Origin of the sequence: Maribacter polysaccharolyticus (assembly GCF_028882255.1) — a bacterium.
Classification (GTDB): domain Bacteria; phylum Bacteroidota; class Bacteroidia; order Flavobacteriales; family Flavobacteriaceae; genus Maribacter_A; species Maribacter_A polysaccharolyticus.
In genome coordinates this window covers 34,733-51,220 of sequence record NZ_JARBUY010000005.1, presented here as the reverse complement: position 1 = coordinate 51,220, position 16,488 = coordinate 34,733, and the positions used below count along the sequence as shown (strand labels likewise).

16 protein-coding genes are annotated in these 16,488 nt (G+C 44.0%); 10 read left to right on the top strand and 6 right to left on the bottom strand.

Annotation, left to right across the window (positions count from 1 at the left end; all coding sequences use genetic code 11):
* The first annotated feature begins 44 nt into the window (after positions 1–44).
* Together PHU20_RS15920 and PHU20_RS15915 are read left to right on the top strand one after the other, a co-directional pair.
* Entirely contained in the window at positions 45–809 is a 765-nt protein-coding gene (locus PHU20_RS15920) for an MBL fold metallo-hydrolase (RefSeq protein WP_274826396.1), read from the top strand.
* Between the two features lie 11 nt (positions 810–820).
* On the top strand, positions 821–1,315 hold the full coding sequence (locus PHU20_RS15915; protein ID WP_274826395.1) for a hydrolase: 495 nt from the start codon (positions 821–823) through the stop codon (positions 1,313–1,315).
* Here PHU20_RS15915 and PHU20_RS15910 read toward each other — a convergent pair.
* The 5 genes from PHU20_RS15910 to PHU20_RS15890 all read right to left on the bottom strand — a co-directional run bounded on the left by PHU20_RS15910 (position 1,312) and on the right by PHU20_RS15890 (position 6,621).
* Positions 1,312–1,971: an alpha/beta hydrolase gene (locus tag PHU20_RS15910; RefSeq protein WP_274826394.1), complete on the bottom strand. Its 660-nt coding sequence runs from the start codon at positions 1,969–1,971 to the stop codon at positions 1,312–1,314. The genes PHU20_RS15915 and PHU20_RS15910 overlap by 4 nt on opposite strands.
* A gap of 1 nt (position 1,972) precedes the next feature.
* Positions 1,973–2,314 (bottom strand): hypothetical protein, encoded by a 342-nt coding sequence (locus PHU20_RS15905; protein ID WP_274826393.1) that lies wholly within the window; start codon positions 2,312–2,314, stop codon positions 1,973–1,975.
* Between the two features lie 27 nt (positions 2,315–2,341).
* Complete coding sequence (locus tag PHU20_RS15900) at positions 2,342–3,598, bottom strand: dihydroorotase (protein WP_274826392.1); 1,257 nt, start codon at positions 3,596–3,598, stop codon at positions 2,342–2,344.
* Between the two features lie 29 nt (positions 3,599–3,627).
* Entirely contained in the window at positions 3,628–5,547 is a 1,920-nt protein-coding gene (locus tag PHU20_RS15895; protein WP_274826391.1) for a BatA domain-containing protein, read from the bottom strand.
* 66 nt (positions 5,548–5,613) lie between these two features.
* Positions 5,614–6,621, bottom strand: a complete 1,008-nt coding sequence (locus PHU20_RS15890; RefSeq protein WP_274826390.1) for a glycosyltransferase family 2 protein — start codon at positions 6,619–6,621, stop codon at positions 5,614–5,616.
* Positions 6,622–6,974: 353 nt separating this feature from the next.
* Between PHU20_RS15890 and PHU20_RS15885 the strand changes: the two genes are divergently transcribed.
* From PHU20_RS15885 to PHU20_RS15855, 7 genes are all read left to right on the top strand, one after another.
* Complete coding sequence (locus PHU20_RS15885; RefSeq protein ID WP_274826389.1) at positions 6,975–7,202, top strand: hypothetical protein; 228 nt, start codon at positions 6,975–6,977, stop codon at positions 7,200–7,202.
* A gap of 360 nt (positions 7,203–7,562) precedes the next feature.
* Positions 7,563–8,990: a M20 family peptidase gene (locus PHU20_RS15880; protein WP_274826388.1), complete on the top strand. Its 1,428-nt coding sequence runs from the start codon at positions 7,563–7,565 to the stop codon at positions 8,988–8,990.
* 104 nt (positions 8,991–9,094) lie between these two features.
* Positions 9,095–10,066 carry a bile acid:sodium symporter family protein gene (locus PHU20_RS15875; RefSeq protein ID WP_274826387.1) on the top strand — a complete coding sequence of 324 codons (972 nt, stop codon included), beginning with the start codon at positions 9,095–9,097 and terminating at the stop codon, positions 10,064–10,066.
* A 217-nt stretch (positions 10,067–10,283) separates the two neighbouring features.
* On the top strand, positions 10,284–11,447 hold the full coding sequence (locus tag PHU20_RS15870; protein WP_274826386.1) for a DUF6051 family protein: 1,164 nt from the start codon (positions 10,284–10,286) through the stop codon (positions 11,445–11,447).
* Between the two features lie 172 nt (positions 11,448–11,619).
* Positions 11,620–13,290, top strand: coding sequence for a serine hydrolase (locus tag PHU20_RS15865; RefSeq protein ID WP_274826385.1), 1,671 nt, complete (start codon positions 11,620–11,622; stop codon positions 13,288–13,290).
* Positions 13,291–13,353: 63 nt separating this feature from the next.
* Entirely contained in the window at positions 13,354–13,905 is a 552-nt protein-coding gene (locus PHU20_RS15860) for a DUF3592 domain-containing protein (protein ID WP_274826384.1), read from the top strand.
* The gene (locus PHU20_RS15855; RefSeq protein ID WP_274826383.1) at positions 13,902–14,393 is read left to right on the top strand and encodes a DUF3592 domain-containing protein; all 492 of its coding nucleotides are present in this window, start codon (positions 13,902–13,904) and stop codon (positions 14,391–14,393) included. Before PHU20_RS15860 ends, PHU20_RS15855 begins: the two co-directional genes overlap by 4 nt.
* A 61-nt stretch (positions 14,394–14,454) precedes the next feature.
* Here PHU20_RS15855 and PHU20_RS15850 read toward each other — a convergent pair whose 3' ends face one another.
* Positions 14,455–15,126, bottom strand: coding sequence for a class I SAM-dependent methyltransferase (locus PHU20_RS15850; protein ID WP_274826382.1), 672 nt, complete (start codon positions 15,124–15,126; stop codon positions 14,455–14,457).
* 169 nt (positions 15,127–15,295) lie between these two features.
* On the opposite strand from PHU20_RS15850, the gene PHU20_RS15845 reads away from it, so the two are divergent.
* Positions 15,296–16,483 (top strand): MFS transporter, encoded by a 1,188-nt coding sequence (locus PHU20_RS15845; RefSeq protein WP_420828686.1) that lies wholly within the window; start codon positions 15,296–15,298, stop codon positions 16,481–16,483.
* Positions 16,484–16,488 lie beyond the last annotated feature (5 nt).

The window sequence follows — 16,488 nt, the reverse complement described above, 5'->3', positions numbered from 1 at the left end:
TTTTAAATAAATAAGTTATAAATTTGGAATAAACTGTTGTAACGTTGAAAATTACATTTTTGGGAACCGGCACCTCGCAAGGAATCCCTGTTATCGGGAGCTCGCATCCCGTCTGTTTAAGTAAAGACCCTAGGGACAAACGATTACGTGTTTCGGTACTGCTATCATGGGACGATCATAATTATGTGATCGACTGTGGGCCCGATTTTAGACAACAAATGTTGACCAACAGTATCCCTACATTGGACGGTATCCTTTTTACCCATGAACATTCCGATCATACTGCCGGTATCGATGATATCAGGCCGTTTTTCTTTCGGCAGGGCGATATTCCCATTTATGCCCACAACAGGGTCATCGATTCTCTAAAAAAGAGGTTCGATTATATTTTTACCGATGGTGATCGTTATCCGGGAGCACCGGCGGTCGAGATCCATGCCATTGAGAACAATAATCCCTTTTGCCTTGGAGGACAGGAAGTGGTTCCCATTAATGTCATGCACGATCAACTGCAGGTATTTGGTTTCCGCATCAAGGATTTTACCTATTTGACCGATGTCAAGACCATCGAGGATTCGGAAATCGAAAAAATAAAAGGCTCTAAAATAGTAGTGGTCAACGCATTGCGCGAAAAGGAACACCATTCCCATTTCAATTTAAATGAGGCTTTGGCCTTTATCGCCAAGGTTAAACCCGAAAAAGCCTATTTGACACATATTAGCCATTTGTTGGGTTTTCATAGGGAAGTTGAAAAAAAATTACCAAAAGATGTACATTTGGCCTACGATAATCTTCAATTAAACCTCTAGGTGCTTTAACCATGAAAAATAAACTTTTTTTATACCTATTCGTCTTTACCGCCCTGATTTGTCTTTTCTTGTTCGTGAGCAACGGCAATATGCAAAAGGCCAAGGAGGCTAAGATCCTTAGCTTGGAAAATACGGTCTCCTCCTTAAAGGATTCCCTTCAAGATACCCAGCTAAAGGTACTTGATATGCAGTATTTTTCATTGGAGAACAATGATGATGCCCTTGCCTATTACTATCATCTGGAATTGGAGGATCCCGTTCGCTATATTTCCGATAAACTGCTGGAAACCAATGAGTCCAAAGGCGACAATCCATTGATTCCCTATGAAGGAATGGAAAGCGACTTTAAAATAAACAAGATCAAGGTCCTAAACCATAAATGGATCATCGCTGACTTTTCAGACGGAAAATATTGGGGAGAGCTGTTGATCAAGTATGGATTAAAAGACGACATGGGGGTCGATTTTACGACGGTCGACCACCTGCTTTATACCCGCAGCAACTAAAATTTATCCTTTAACCACGCATTGAAGGAATAAAAATTCTGTGGTGCTACCCCATGGCCCACCGGAAATTCCTCATAAACATGGGCGATTTGCAATGCCCTTAAGATCCCGGGGATTTTTTGTGCCCATTCGGGAGGTATGACCTGATCTACCTGTCCGTGTGAGGCATAGATCGTAAGCTTTCCGAAATCCTTGGTAGCAAGATCTCCGGAAATAAGGTTTTCATTGATATATCCGCTTAAGGCAATTACGTTCTTGATCTTTTCGGGATAGGAAAGTGCCACGGCATAACTTAGGATGGTACCTTGGCTAAAACCCAATAGGGAAATGCGATCGGTATCGAGGCCATAGGTTTCACAGGCTTCATCAATAAAAGCCACGATTTTATCCCTGGATTCCACCGCTTGTTCATCATCGCTCCATTTTCCCTTATCCGCATCAAAATTAATGGCATACCACGCATACCCAAAGGGTTGTAAGGTAAAAGGGGCACGAACGGCAATAATGCACAGTTCCGATGGGAGCTGCGGTGCAAAAGAAAACAGGTCTTCCTCATTGCTTCCATAGCCATGGAACATGAAGAGTACGGGAGGTTTTCCTTCCTTTAAGGAGGAAGGTTTTATCAAATGGGTCAAAGAAAGTTGGGCAGTTGTCATATCAAGAAATAAATGTAAACCATTTTTGAAAATAAGGACCTAATACCGGGACCATTTGTTTTTTGTTCCCCAGTACGCCTAAAAAGCCATAAATCCATAGGATAAAATAGCAAAGATAGAGTCCGAAAAGTGCATATTGATTGTACCATACGCTGGAAAATAGCGCAAAGCCGTGAAACATAAGGTGCAGACCAAAGGCCTGTCGGGTATGAAAACGGGCGAACCCATTCTTGGGTTCCATATTCATGGTAATGGCAATTATCGCCCCGACGATGGTGAGATAGGCAATAATGGCCGTTGTTTTTCCCTTGGCAATGGTATCGTTTGAAGGATCGTTGGTCATATAGGTCTGAACGTAATGGGTTAAAGGTTAGTTTAAGATCAACTGGTGGTTGTTGTAAATACCATAGACCTTACCCCTTAAGGTTTCATCAATGGCCATACTGTTTTTTGAGGTAGAATGCACATGCCCTTTTTCAAATACATATTCCAGGTCAGGATCAAAAAGGGTAAGACAGGCTTTTTCCCCTTCGGCCAAAATAGGTTCTACCAAACCGTAACGCTTTTTGCCGTGGGTCAACAGATCAATGCATTTTTCGGTGTCGAAGTGCTTGTGCAATAACCCGAACAAACTCTCCAGACCAATGGCACCGTAATCGGCATTGTCGAATTCAACCGCCTTCAATTCAATATTCAAGGGGGTGTGGTCAGAGGTGACATAATCGATGGTCCCATTGTTTAAACCCTTGATCAGGGCCTTGGTGTCTTTTTTATCGCGTAAGGGTGGGTATACCTTAAACGCCGTATCGAATTCTTCCAAGACTTCATCGGTAAAGCATATATTATGAATGGCCACGCTACAGCTAACGTCCAATCCTTTTTTCTTGGCATCGGCAATGAGTTTTACGGCATTTGCCGTAGAAATGGTGGGGATATGTAATTTACCGCCCGTATATTCCAAGATAAAAAGATCACGTACGATCTGTATTTCTTCCGCCATGGCGGGAATGCCCTTTAAACCCAATTTGGTGGAGGTTTCCCCTTCGTGTACCACACCCTTTCCGGCAATTTTGACATCCAATGGCTGTGAATAGATAAGGCCATCAAAATTCTGTACGTATTGCAAGGCTATTTTTAACAGGTTGGAATTCATAATCGGCGACTTGTAATCATAAAAACCTACTGCCCCGGCATTACGCATATCATATAATTCGGCCAAGTCAATACCTTCGGCCCCCATGGTCATTGCTCCCAAGGGATAAAGGTTCGTGGCATCTTCGCGGGAAGCGTTTTTCAAAAAGACAATGTCGGAACTACTGTCGACAATGGGGTGGGTGTTTGGGTTCAATACAATATCGGTGAAACCGCTCAGTGCGGCCGTCCTGAGACCGTTCTTTATGGTTTCCCTTTCCTCATACCCCGGCTCCCCAAAACACACACTACTATCGAACCATCCCAAGGATACGTGTAGATTTTTCAATTCCACGGTCTTGGTTCCTTTAGGGGCTTCAATTTTAGTGGCGATTTTCGCTATTTGGCCATTTTGGATTAAAATATCCCTTTTTTTTAAGTGCAGATCCGTAGTGTGTGCGTTTACGATCTTAGCGGATTTTAGGAGTAGGTTCATGTCCACAGGGTTTATCTCAGGGTTAACGATCATTTTATATATTTGATTAGGAGCACTTCCATAAAAAGAAAAAATAGTGCTAAAATAACAAACCATTTCCAAAGCTCGGTAATACGATCATCGTTTTGTAGGGCTTCAAAAAGGGTTGTTATCGAACTTTGTTGACTGGCGCTATTGATTTGTTCCACATCCATGAAAAGGAGTTCACTTTCCGTTCTTGGATAGTTGAAACTTACATGTTTCAAAGGTACCCCATCTTCGGTAATGCCATAAATACCGTCTTCGGTGGGGTTTTCGTAAAAAGTCAGGGAAACTTTGTTGGCAAGGCTGCGTTGTTGGGGTATGAATTCTTGATCTCCTTTGGATACCTTTAAAATATGGTCTTTGGCCAAATTCCTGGAAATATCCATCGCTGCCCGCCCGTTCAGTTCAAAATACAATGGGGAGGGTTTAAGGCTGTTGATCCCCATCTTATAAAAGGTAGGTACGATCAAAGGGGATTGTTGAAAATTCGAGTTTTCCAGGTCTAGTGCCGCTGTATAAAGATATAACCCATTGTTACCTGCCAGGAAGGCATCGCCATTTTGATAGCTCAAAATATTCGGGAGTGGGGACTTGAGTTTAAAATATTGGTTCACCTTCGGGTATTGGAAATTGTCCACTTTTTTTTCGAATACCTGGTCATAAAGCGGGTGGGAGAATGCGATTTGGGTAATCGCGGTTTCGGAGTTTATGGTTTCCGAAAAGATTCCCATGTCCAAAGGGGCAAGCAATTGGTTGTAGGAGACGATATCGGCATTGGTTGATGGGATAAGGACCAAACTGCCTCCTTCGGTAATGAAAGACCGAAGGCTTGGGATCATCGGATTGGGGATATCCTGCAACCCGTTAAGGATGATCAGGTTCTGGTTTTCAAGATCCCTGTAATTCAAGTTCTTCAGTGAAAAAGAAGCTAGGTCAAACGCATCCTTGGTATAGATACGTTGTAAGAATTTTGAGGGCGAATTTTCGATGATCAGGACCTTAGGCTTGTCCTTCTCATCAATATTGAAATAGAGATGATTGTCGTACGGCAATCCTTTGTCGGTGATTTCGAGCTTCCCCAATACCATTTCGTTCGCAGGAATCGTAAAGGTAATCTGGCTTTTTCCATTTTCAAAAAGGGCGGTGGTTTTGGCAATCAACCTTTCATTGTTGAAAAGGGATACCGGAGTCCTCCCAATGTTGGGTGAGGCCGATAATAAAATGGAAATATCGCTGTTATCGGTACCCGAAGTGGTTATGAAACAGCTATCCAGGGAGATGTTGGCCTCCTCGGTCCCCGATAGTTTCACGAGGTGTTTTTTTAAGTTGTTATCCGAATTGAAAGCCTTTGAAGCCATATGGTTTTGAAAATCGGAAATGATGATCAGGTTTTTGATCGAACTCTCATTTTTGGAAAAGAACGTCCCGGCTTTCAATTCGATTTCTTCAAGGTTCAATTGTTTGGGGGTAGGGGAAATCCCCAATAGATCGTTGTGGATGTCGACGGCCTGGACATCCTTGTATTCCCCCGAATTGGTGAATAGGCTAAAGGTCTTGCCCGGGGGGATGGCTTTCAATAGATCCTGTACCGCGGTATGGATCAAGGTCCCATCCACATCCCTTGCCCACATACTGAACGAATTATCCAAATAAACCACCGTTTCTTTTTCTGCCAAGGCCGTTGTATTTGCCAAGAAGGGACGGGCAAAAGCCAAGATCAATACAGAGAATAGGGATAAACGGGTGAACAGGAGCAACCATTTTTTCAAGGTATTGCTCTTTCGGGATTCGGCTATGACCTTTTGCAACAGTTTTACATTCGTAAAAGGGGTCTTTTCGAATCTTCGTAATTGAAAAAAATGAATGAATATAGGAATCAGTAGAAGAAAAAAGGCCCAAAGAAGTTCTGGATATTTAAACTGCATTCCCGATTTTGATTTTACAAATATATGAAGTATTCAGAAATTGGTCGTACATAATCCCATTAAAATTCAGCAAAAGAAAAAATAGTCGGTCATCGGCTTTTTGTCCATGGCATCAAAAAAAACCGTAATCGCTTTCTGTTCCTTTTCATTGGCTACCGTAATAATGTTCTGGGAATCCTGTAAATGGTTTAAAATGCGAAAATGCCGCAGTTTTTTCCCGTAGATTTCCTTGCCTATTTTCTTGGGGTTGTCGCAGATCCATTCAAATTCGATATTCCTGTCCATTAGGCTTTTGGCTATGGTCTTTCCTTTGTTTCCGGCCCCCCAAACCACCAAAGGTCTGTTGGCATCGTGGTCGAGTTTTAAGAAGTAGTGTAATTTGATATCCAAAAAATAATTGGCCGCATAGTGCTCACTGGTACGGGAGGTACGGGTATCGTAGTCGCGCCAGTGATGTAACACCTTATCGGAGGCAATACACTGCAGTCCCCTTTCATAAAAACGGAACGTTAGATCGTAATCTTCGGGATAACGATCGGGGGCAAAGGCCCCGCATACCTCAAAATCCTCTTGAAATACCATCCAACAGGGCGATGGGACAACACATTCCTTATAAATTTCGGTAAAATTACTTCCGGTTTTTGTAAGTCGGTTCAACCAAGCTTCATAACGGGCGTACCCATTGCTGATGCCCCGATGTGAAAAATAGGCCACCTGCCCAAGGGCCAAATGCCCTTTACCCTTTTCGATTAGTGCGTTGGCCATAATACCGATTTTATCGGGGGCCATGATATCATCGGAATCCATTCGGGTAATAAGTCGGCCCTGGCAATGGGCATAGGCGTTTCTTAAGGCGGGAATGATCCCCGAACCTTGGTTTTTCAACACTTGGATCCTTGTATCTTCCGAGGCGTACCGCCGTACCAGATCATAACTCCCGTCGGTTGAAGCATCGTCAACGGCCAGGACCTCCCAATTCTGATAATCCTGTTGTCGTATGCTATCCAAACATTCGGGCAAATAGGCCTCGGTGTCCTTAAAGGGTATCAAGATGCTCACAAGGGGTTTCTGCATGTTTGCAAGGTATAAAAAAACCTATTGTTAGGGGGGCTTTTGACTTACCTATGGCGTGGATCTTTATGGTCGACGCCCAGTTGCGCCATAAAACCGGGAGGTATTGAACGGCCCGGGGGTTGTCGTAATAGGCCGAAGCCCCTTTTTCATTATAATTCACTAAAAATGGAAAATGGGATGCCGTTCATTCAACCACTTGATAAACAACTTTTTATGGGGTTCGTTTTGGCTATAAAGTGCAGGTTATGGATAAAAGAGCATTATTTTTTAAGGAATAAGCAAATTATATATATAAAATTTGGGAGATATCCATTATAATTATATATTGCTCTTTTTGGATAAAAATAATATAAATGGATATTTTAAAGGAAGCGGCAGAATTCGAAAATGCCAAAATGAGCAACATGTCTACCAGCGATAGGGTAGAGGCTTCCCGGGAAGCAAAACGACTGATATTGGGTATAAACGAAATATATAAAGAAACGAAAGACCCAGAACTTATGGAGGTCATGAAACGATTGACCGCAAAAAAGAAGAAAATCGAAATACGATTGAAAGGTCGTCCGGATGAAGTCATTTAGTCCGTTCGGACAATGGCCCTAGGCCGTAATTTTACAGAACACCGTTCAAAACCGTTAAAGGCAAATCCTTTAACGGTTTTTTCTTTGCAAAAAGATCATGAAACCCGGGGTGCGAAAAAGATGGCACCAATGAAAAGCATATCGAAAAAGATTAAGGCCTATTTTCATTTTTTACCAAGCTGCCTTGATGTGTTCGTTGTCGGGAGTGTATGGTTTTTCAAATTTTCTAGTTGCCTTCAGGTAGGCAGGTTCGGTTGAAAGTGCTAAATTAGGTCCTTAAAACCTACAGCCCCCTAAACCATGGGTTGTGTACCTAATAACCGACGTAAAGCCATATAAACCGTAATACCTTCCAACCTTATGAAAAAAATAGTCCTCGTACTTGTTGCAGGCCTTGTGGTCATTGTAGGAATCTTGATTTTCAATACCCTATCGCTCACTTCCAAACAAGTGGCTTCGGCCCCTTTGGCACCCATGGATCTTCCCGATGATATCTTCCAAAACCTCTCCAAAGCGCTGCAATACCCGACCGTTTCCTTTAGTGAGGATGCCGAGCCCGATTCCACCGCATTTTTTGGTTTCCACCGATATCTTAAGGAAACCTTTCCGTTGGCCCATGCCAAACTGTCCCTCGAAAAGATAAATACCTACAGCCTATTATATACCTGGAAAGGAACCGATCCTTCAAAAAAGCCGATTATCTTAATGTCGCACCAAGATGTGGTCCCTGTTGACGAACCCACGCTTACCGATTGGGAAGCAGGGCCGTTTGAGGGAAAAATCTCCGAAACCGATATCATCGGTCGGGGTGCCATGGATGACAAGGAAACCTTGATAGGGCTTTTGGAGGCCGTGGAGAAACTATTGGAGGAATCCTTTGAGCCCTCACAGACCATCTACCTGGCTTTTGGCCATGATGAGGAAGTAGGCGGGGCAAAGGGGGCTGCGGAAATCGCAAAATATTTAAAGGCAAAAGGGGTGCATGCCGCAATGACCCTGGACGAAGGGGGCTTTTTAGCGGAAGAATTGGTTCCGGGGATCGATAATCCGGTGGCCATGGTCAATCTGGCCGAAAAAGGTTTTGCTTCCTTTAAACTTATTGTGGAGACCACCGGGGGCCATAGCTCACAACCCCCAAAAGAAAACACGATCGGTATGTTGGCGAAGGCCATTGTTGATCTGGAAAACAATCAGTTGCCCTATAAGCTGGTACAACCCATCGATTACCAGTTTGAATATATGGGGGCCGAATTGCCTTTTTTCAAAAAGTTGGCATTTGCCAATCCATGGTTATTCAAAAAACCGGTGCTTGAGGCCTTGAATGCCCATACAACAACGGCTCCGACCATCATCGATGGTGGGGTTAAGAACAACGTGATCCCTACCGTGGCCGAAGCGACCATGAATTTTAGGATCCTCCCTGGGGAAAGCATTGCGAGTGTAAAACAACATATTGAACGTACGATTTCAGATAAGATAAGGGTAGAACCTGTTGGCTTTTTAACCGAGCCTTCCCCGGTTTCGAGTATAGATTCCGAAGCCTTTAAGACCTTGGAAAAAACGATACGTGATATGTTCCCGACCAGTATCGTGGTTCCCGGCTTGGTAGGCGGGGGTACCGATGCCCGTTATTTTTATGATGTTTCGGACAATGTGTACCGCTTTTATCCCGTACGTATTTCCCCAAGGAACAGGACACGCTTTCATGGGATAGACGAAAAGATATCCAAGGAAAATTATAAGGAAATCATCAAGTTTTCATACCACTTGATCAAGAAATTCAATTGACTGACGAACCCCTGGGAAGGTAGATTGCCACCGGTGCGTTACCCCCATGAGCCTATGAATCCAAGCCAGGTCGTAATGTGGGTAGGACAACAAAGAAAAAATAGATGAAGATAAAGATTGATGGATTTGTGTTATCCGTAATAGGGGTCATTGGTTTGGCCTATCTTTTCCCCCAATGGGGAACTTTGGAAAGTAAGATCCCTATAGATACGATCAGTTCTATAGGCATTTCGTTGATTTTCTTTTTTTACGGACTCAAATTGAGTCCGGCAAAATTAAAGGCCGGACTTACCAATTATAGGTTGCATTTATTGGTACAGGCCTCCACCTTCATGATCTTTCCCATATTGGTCTTGGCCTTACGCCCCTTGATCCAGAACGAAGAACAGGAAATCATTTGGTTGGCGTTTTTTTTCCTGGCGGCCCTTCCTTCCACGGTATCCTCATCGGTGGTCATGGTATCCATAGCAAAGGGCAATATCCCGGCGGCCATTTTCAATGCCAGCATTTCCGGGATCATTGGGGTGGCCCTCACCCCCTTATGGATGGGGTTGTTCGTGCACAATGCCAACTCCGATTTCGATTTTACGGATATCTACATGGATCTTATCGTACAGATCATTTTACCGGTGGTCATCGGGGTGCTCTTACAGCGTTTTTTTGGGGAAATGGCCCAGAAATACACCAAGTATTTGACCCTATTCGACAAATCGGTGATTTTACTGATCATCTATAAAAGCTTTGCCCGATCCTTTGATGGGGATATCTTCGGTTCGGTTTCCATTTGGGATCTGATGCTGCTTTTTACCGGGGTGTTGGCTTTGTTCGGGATCCTGTTTTTTGTAACCGGTTTCCTGGCCAAAAAAATGGGATTCAATAGGGAAGATCGGATTACCGCCCAATTTTGTGGTACCAAAAAATCATTGGTACACGGCACGGTATTTTCCAAGATCATTTTCGGGAACGTGCCTACGATCGGTATTATATTATTGCCCTTGATGTTGTTTCATGCCATACAGTTATTGATCATTAGTATGTTAGCTTCAAAAATGGGCCTAAAGCAGCGATTGGCCTAATTTTTTGGGGACTTATGGGCCGATTCTTTAGGGTATGGGTAGGGAAATGGATTGGTCATCCTCCCGTGTCGGTTATTCTTTTTAAAAGAAAATATGGGGGCATACCCTGGTAATTATTCAGGGCGCCAGTAGTACGGAATAACGAACATTCCGTAACTTTATAGGGTAGTTAAATCAATCGAATCCTTTTTACTTTTGGTTTACTTTTAAAACGTATATGAGCCATAATACTGTATCAAAAGCATATTCCTTTGAGTCCTTGTCCTATCCCATACTTCCTGGGGTTACAGACTACCATTGTGTAAAACATAAGTTGGATTTAAGGTGTGACCACCCTTTTCATACCGATGTAGGCACCATTAAGGACAATGTCCATATCAAAGATATCAGTGTTGCGGAAAATAAGGATTTTACCTATCAGATCGTACAACCGCAAGGATCGGCGAGCACTCAAAAAGTGACCTTTCTCTTTCATGGATTCAATGAAAAGGATTGGACAAAATACCTGTCATGGGCCACTGCCATTTGTGAGGGCACGGGGAGCAGTGTCATTTTGTTTCCCATAGCGTTCCATATGCAGCGGGCCCCGAAATATTGGAGCAGTATGAGGGCCATGTACACCTTGAGTGAAGAGCGGAAACAAAGATACCCGAACATTGTACAGGGGTCCTTATCGAACGTGGCCATTAGCATGCGGTTACATGCCATGCCCCAGCGGTTTATTTGGTCTGGGTTACAGACGTACTATGATGTGATCCAGCTCTTGGAAGCGTGTAAAGCCGGTGAGCACCCTTACATCCAAAAAGATTTTGAATTTGATATTTTTGCCTACTCCATCGGCGGGTTTCTTGCCCAAATCCTTAAACTGACGAATTACAAGGGGTATTTCTCAAATACCAAGGTGTGTCTGTTTTGCAGCGGTGCTACCTTTAACCGGTTATCCCCGGTTTCAAAATTCATCCTTGACAGTGAAGCCAATGTCGCGCTGTATTCCTTTTTGGTGGAGCATTTTGAAAAATTCGTGCTAAAAGACCCGGTACTCCATCATTATATCCATGAAGACCATTTGGAGGGAAAGGTTTTCCTTTCCATGCTCAATTACCAAAAGGGAAGGACCGTAAGGGAAGAACTTTTGAAAAAATATGAAAAGGATCTGTATGCCATAACGCTTAAAAAGGATACGGTCATCCCTTCTTTTGAAGTGATCAACACGCTGCAAGGGGCCTACCGAAATATTGCCATTAAAGTAGATGAAATGGATTTTGACCGGGAATATACCCATGAAAACCCCTTTCCTTCCAATGTAGGAAACCGCGAGCAGATCGAGGCCGACTTTGCCGAAGTTTTTGCAAAGGTCTGTGCCTTTTATACGAACGGATGACCCCATGGGAGCATTTAATGCCTAAATTTATGGGGATTACGGTTTTCTGTAAAGGGAAACCGCCAAAAAGTACTATGTTGCAGGTAAATTGCCTAACCCGCCCGTTGTGGTGGGGCAAGCCAATGTTTTACCCTTGAATGAACCAATGAGCACCGACCAATCACCAAAATCCATGAAGAAATATTTTCTATTCGCCATACTCTGTACTTTTTCCATCATTTCATTCGGACAACTTCGGGAGCGACAAAAAATAGACAGCATTTTTAAGGCATGGGATAGGCCCGATGTCCCGGGGTGTGCATTGGGGGTGGTCAAAGAGGGAAAACTGATCTACGCCAAAGGATACGGGATCAGTGACCTGGAACACGATATACCACTGACATCTTCGTCGGTATTTTATATTGGTTCGGTTTCAAAGCAATTTGTGACGTTTAGCATTTTACTCCTTGAGGAACAGGGAAAATTGGATTTGGATGATCGTATCCAAAAATACTTGCCGGACTTCCCGGAATACGGTACACCTTTGACCATTCGACATTTTATACACCATACCAGTGGGGTGAGGGATTTTTTAACGCTTATGCACTTAAAAGGAAGAAACTATCTCGACAATACGGATGTGAATGAGGTGTATGATCTAATAAAAAGGCAGAAAACGTTGAATTTTTCCCCTGGCGAAAAATATTTATATAGCAATTCCTGCTATTTCATGCTTGCCATGATCATCGAAAAGGCCGCCGGGCAATCACTAAAGGAATTCGCCCACGAAAATATTTTCGAACCTCTCGGCATGAAGCATACCCTTTTTTATGATGACAATACCGACCTGATCAAAAACCGGGTTTTCAGTTACCATAAAAAACCGGATGGAGACGGTTTTGATAATTTGATCATGAGATTTGATCTTGTTGGATCCGGTGGTGTGTATAGCAACATTGGGGATTTGTTCTTATGGGACCAAAATTTTTATGACAATAAACTGGGTAAAGGAGGGCAAGGGATTATCGATAAAATGCATGAAGAAGGACTTCTGAACAATGGGGAAAGTAGTGGTTATGCCTTTGCGCTGCACAATGGCAGGTATAAAGGGTTGAAAACCGTGAGTCACGGAGGCTCCCTTGCCGGATATCGGGCGCAATTGTTGCGATTTCCTGAGGAGCGGTTTTCGGTAATCATATTGGCCAACCGGGGAGATGCCAAACCGACTGGTAAAGCCTATCAGGTTGCGGATATTATGCTTAAGGACAAGTTGGTCGACGAACCCAAGAAGAAAGGAGTCAGCGCGAAAATGGGCGGATCTTCCGATACCTTGGAAAAGTTCATCCAAAACCAATTAGTGGGTATTTACGAAATACAGCCCGGGGTGGTATTGGAAATCACCGTAAAGAACGGTTCGCTCCACGTTCTACAGCGATGGGACAATTCTTCATACCAGATCGTACCTACCATCGGAAACACCTATGAAACATTGAGCGACCCTTCGATCCAATTTGAATTCTCGGCCTTGGAAAATGATTTGACCCAAACACTTACCGTTTTTCAAAATGGCAATGAAACTACCGGTACAAGAAAATCGGAATCAACGCTTTCCATCCTGAACTTGGAAGACTATACCGGGGATTTCTATAGTGATGAGCTCGATGTTTCCTATTTGTTCGTTGTGGAAGATGCAAAGTTAAAGGTGAAAGTTGCCGATTACGAGGCACAAGAGCTGATGCCCAAAGAAACCGACACCTTTGTTTATGACGGTAAACTGGTTCGTTTTAACAGGGAAAACGGGGCTATAAAGGGCTTTGAACTTGATGCGGGCAGGGTAACCAATTTAAAATTCGACAAGCAATAACGGGAGCCAAAAATGTTGATGGCCATTAGTACCCACCAAATAGCGGCCCTTTAACACAATGAAATGCGATTACTGATAAAAATAATTTACATATTCGGAATTGCTACCATGTTCGTTTTTTTGATCCTTTTGGTGGTAATGGCGTGTTATTCTTTATATAAGCCCATTAGCCTGATCACTGAAAACCATAGATACCAATGGGAGGAAAGCAAGGCAGCGATCCAAAAGGTAGAACTCGAAAGCCTTCCGAACCCGGCTATGACCAAAGAAGCGTCCATGGTGTTTCCCCTAGATGAGTGCAAGATCCAATACGCATACCAGTATGGGGGTGAATATTACACCAATACCCAGATCGGACTCAATAAGGCAAAGGATTACACCAGCAGGTTTCACAATGAACTGTACCTGAAATTAAAAGATAAACATCAGGTAACCGTATATGTCAATCCCAAGAATCCAAGTCAGTCTTCCTTGCTTAAATATGATATCGACTTAAAGGACATTGGGGCAGGGATCGCTTTCCTGATCTTCCCTTTGCTATTACTCCATTGGGTGTATATAAGTAAAAAACACCCAGCCCGGTATCTGGCGGACCAAATACATGTCGTATCATGATAATAACCTTGATTATCGGATTGCTTACTATGTCATTTGGCATACTTATAAAAATGCTCGACAATAGCGCAAAGAAATGGCCTGTGACTATCGGGACGATAACCCGATCGCAATTGATGGAGAAAATTTCAAAGGACCATGATGGCCGAAGGTCCATAACCTATAAAGTGGATTTGGCATATAAGTATTCCAAAAATGGTGAGGAGCAAGAAAGGGTCGGAAAACAGCTTTTTCCCTATGTTGACGCTTGGAGCCCCTTTAAACAGGAAAAAATAAAAATACTGGAAAAGTTACCTCAGGGGACCAAGGTAAAGGTGTTTTATAAGCCGGGTAACAGTTCAAAATCCTGTCTGATTGCCGGGGCGAACTATTTTCCTTATTATTTTATTTCTGGAGGACTGTTCTTCGTGGCCATGGCCGTTGTAATTTGGATGTATGATATAAGTGATGACCTTTTTTTGGTTTTAGATCACATTATAGCTGAATGACCGGGGCCCACCGATAACCGTTACGCAAACCCCGTTCTTGATAAAACAACTCACTTTACCCTTAATATAGGGTGTATAAGGTGGTTACCACCCTTCCCTTATGATCATCCGAAAGAACGGACAACAACTGTTTTTCCCCCTTTACCTGCATATTGAACGGGGGGTGCAAGAGGTTGACCCCACTTTGTTTTTTAATTCGGATGCCCTGTCCCGAGATAATGTCGGTGTTGGGAACAAAATCCCCTTCGGGAAGGTGTTCGGTAAGGATGACATATTTAAATTCGGATAATTTACGCACCACACGGGCTATTTCGGCATTCGATATGTGCTGCAATACTTGGCGCAGAAGGGCACAATCCCCAGCAGGTAGTTCATCTAGGGCGATATCCAAACAACGGAATTCCAGGTTCTCGTTTCGGAACCGTTCTTTATTATGGGCAATAAGATCGGGAACGATATCCACGGCGATGTATTTTTTGCAATACCCGACCAATTCCTTTCCCACGTTGAAATCGCCACACCCCAGATCACAGACCGTAAGGGGCGGTTGAAATGCGGTTAAAAAAGACCCTACCGCAGCGATATACGGGCCTACCATTTTAGGGTCGTGGGATCCGATACCGGAATAAAAACCGGTAGGTTCCCCGCCCCAAAGGTTCATGGCATACACCTGCTCCATGGCAGCTTTGGTGGGCCAAGGTTTCTTGGTATGTTGGGTTTTGTTTTTTTTCATGGCATTCCAGGGAAGCTTGTTCGCACCCGATCTATCGTGATCGGATCAAAAATAGGAATAATCGTTAGCATGGCTACGGCCGGTCGTATTAATTTCAATTCCCCTATTTTAGTGAAAGTTTATCGATATCGGTACGACCTAGGTAAACCTAACCCCAATGCGATCCTTTGTGAAACCGTCTAAATTCGTCCTTCCCGTAATTGTGATCTCCCAGTTTTGCTGTACCTCCCTATGGTTTGCCAGTAATGGGGTCATCAACGATCTTGCCCAGGAATATCACCTGCCGAACAATGCGTTGGGGCATTTGACTTCGGCGGTCCAATTCGGGTTTATCATGGGTACGTTGATTTTCGCTGTATTGGCCATAGCCGACCGCTTTGCCCCCTCAAAGGTGTTTATGGTCAGTGCGGTACTCGGGGCGGTGTTCAATTGGGGTACGATTTGGGAGGCGAACCAGTTGACCAGCTTACTTACGTTACGGTTTTTTACAGGGTTCTTTTTGGCCGGCATCTATCCGGTGGGCATGAAAATAGCCGCCGATCATTTTGAAAAAGGTTTGGGCAAATCGCTCGGATTTTTGGTGGGTGCCTTGGTCATCGGCACGGCATTTCCCCATTTATTGAAGGATATGACCGGTACCTACCCTTGGAAAACCGTTCTTATGGTCACTTCGGTCCTTGCGGTGTTGGGTGGACTGTTGATGGTGTTCTTGGTGCCCGACGGTCCGTATCGGAAAGCTGCGGTGCGTACCCCGCTGACGGCCTGTTTTGGGGTGTTTGGGAACCGGCATTTCCGTGCTGTGGCCTTCGGTTATTTTGGGCATATGTGGGAGCTTTATGCCTTTTGGGCCTTTGTACCCGTAATGTTGCAAAAATATGGTGAGGCACATGCTGGGGCAACGTTCCCTATTCCCTTGTTATCGTTTTTGATCATCGGTGTCGGGGGAGTGGCCTGTGTGCTGGGGGGCTATATTTCACAAGTGGTGGGCACCCAACGTACGGCTGGGTGGGCACTGTTCTTATCGGGTTTGTGCTGCCTGGCATCGCCTTGGGTCTTTACCAGTGGGTCGCAAAGCCTGTTTATCGCCTTTTTGTTGTTTTGGGGCATGGTAGTGGTTGCTGATTCCCCCTTGTTTTCGACCTTAGTGGCCCAAAGGGCACCGGCAAGGCTCCAAGGTACGGCCCTGACCATTGTAAATTGCCTGGGGTTTGCCCTAACGATCGGGAGTATACAAACGATTACGGCGATTAGGACCCACACCGATACGAACTTCCTTTTTGTGGTTTTGGCCTTGGGGCCCGTATTGGGGTTGCTTGCCTTGCGGAAGCACAAAAGCATTCCCCAACCCCAAAGGTGATGTTC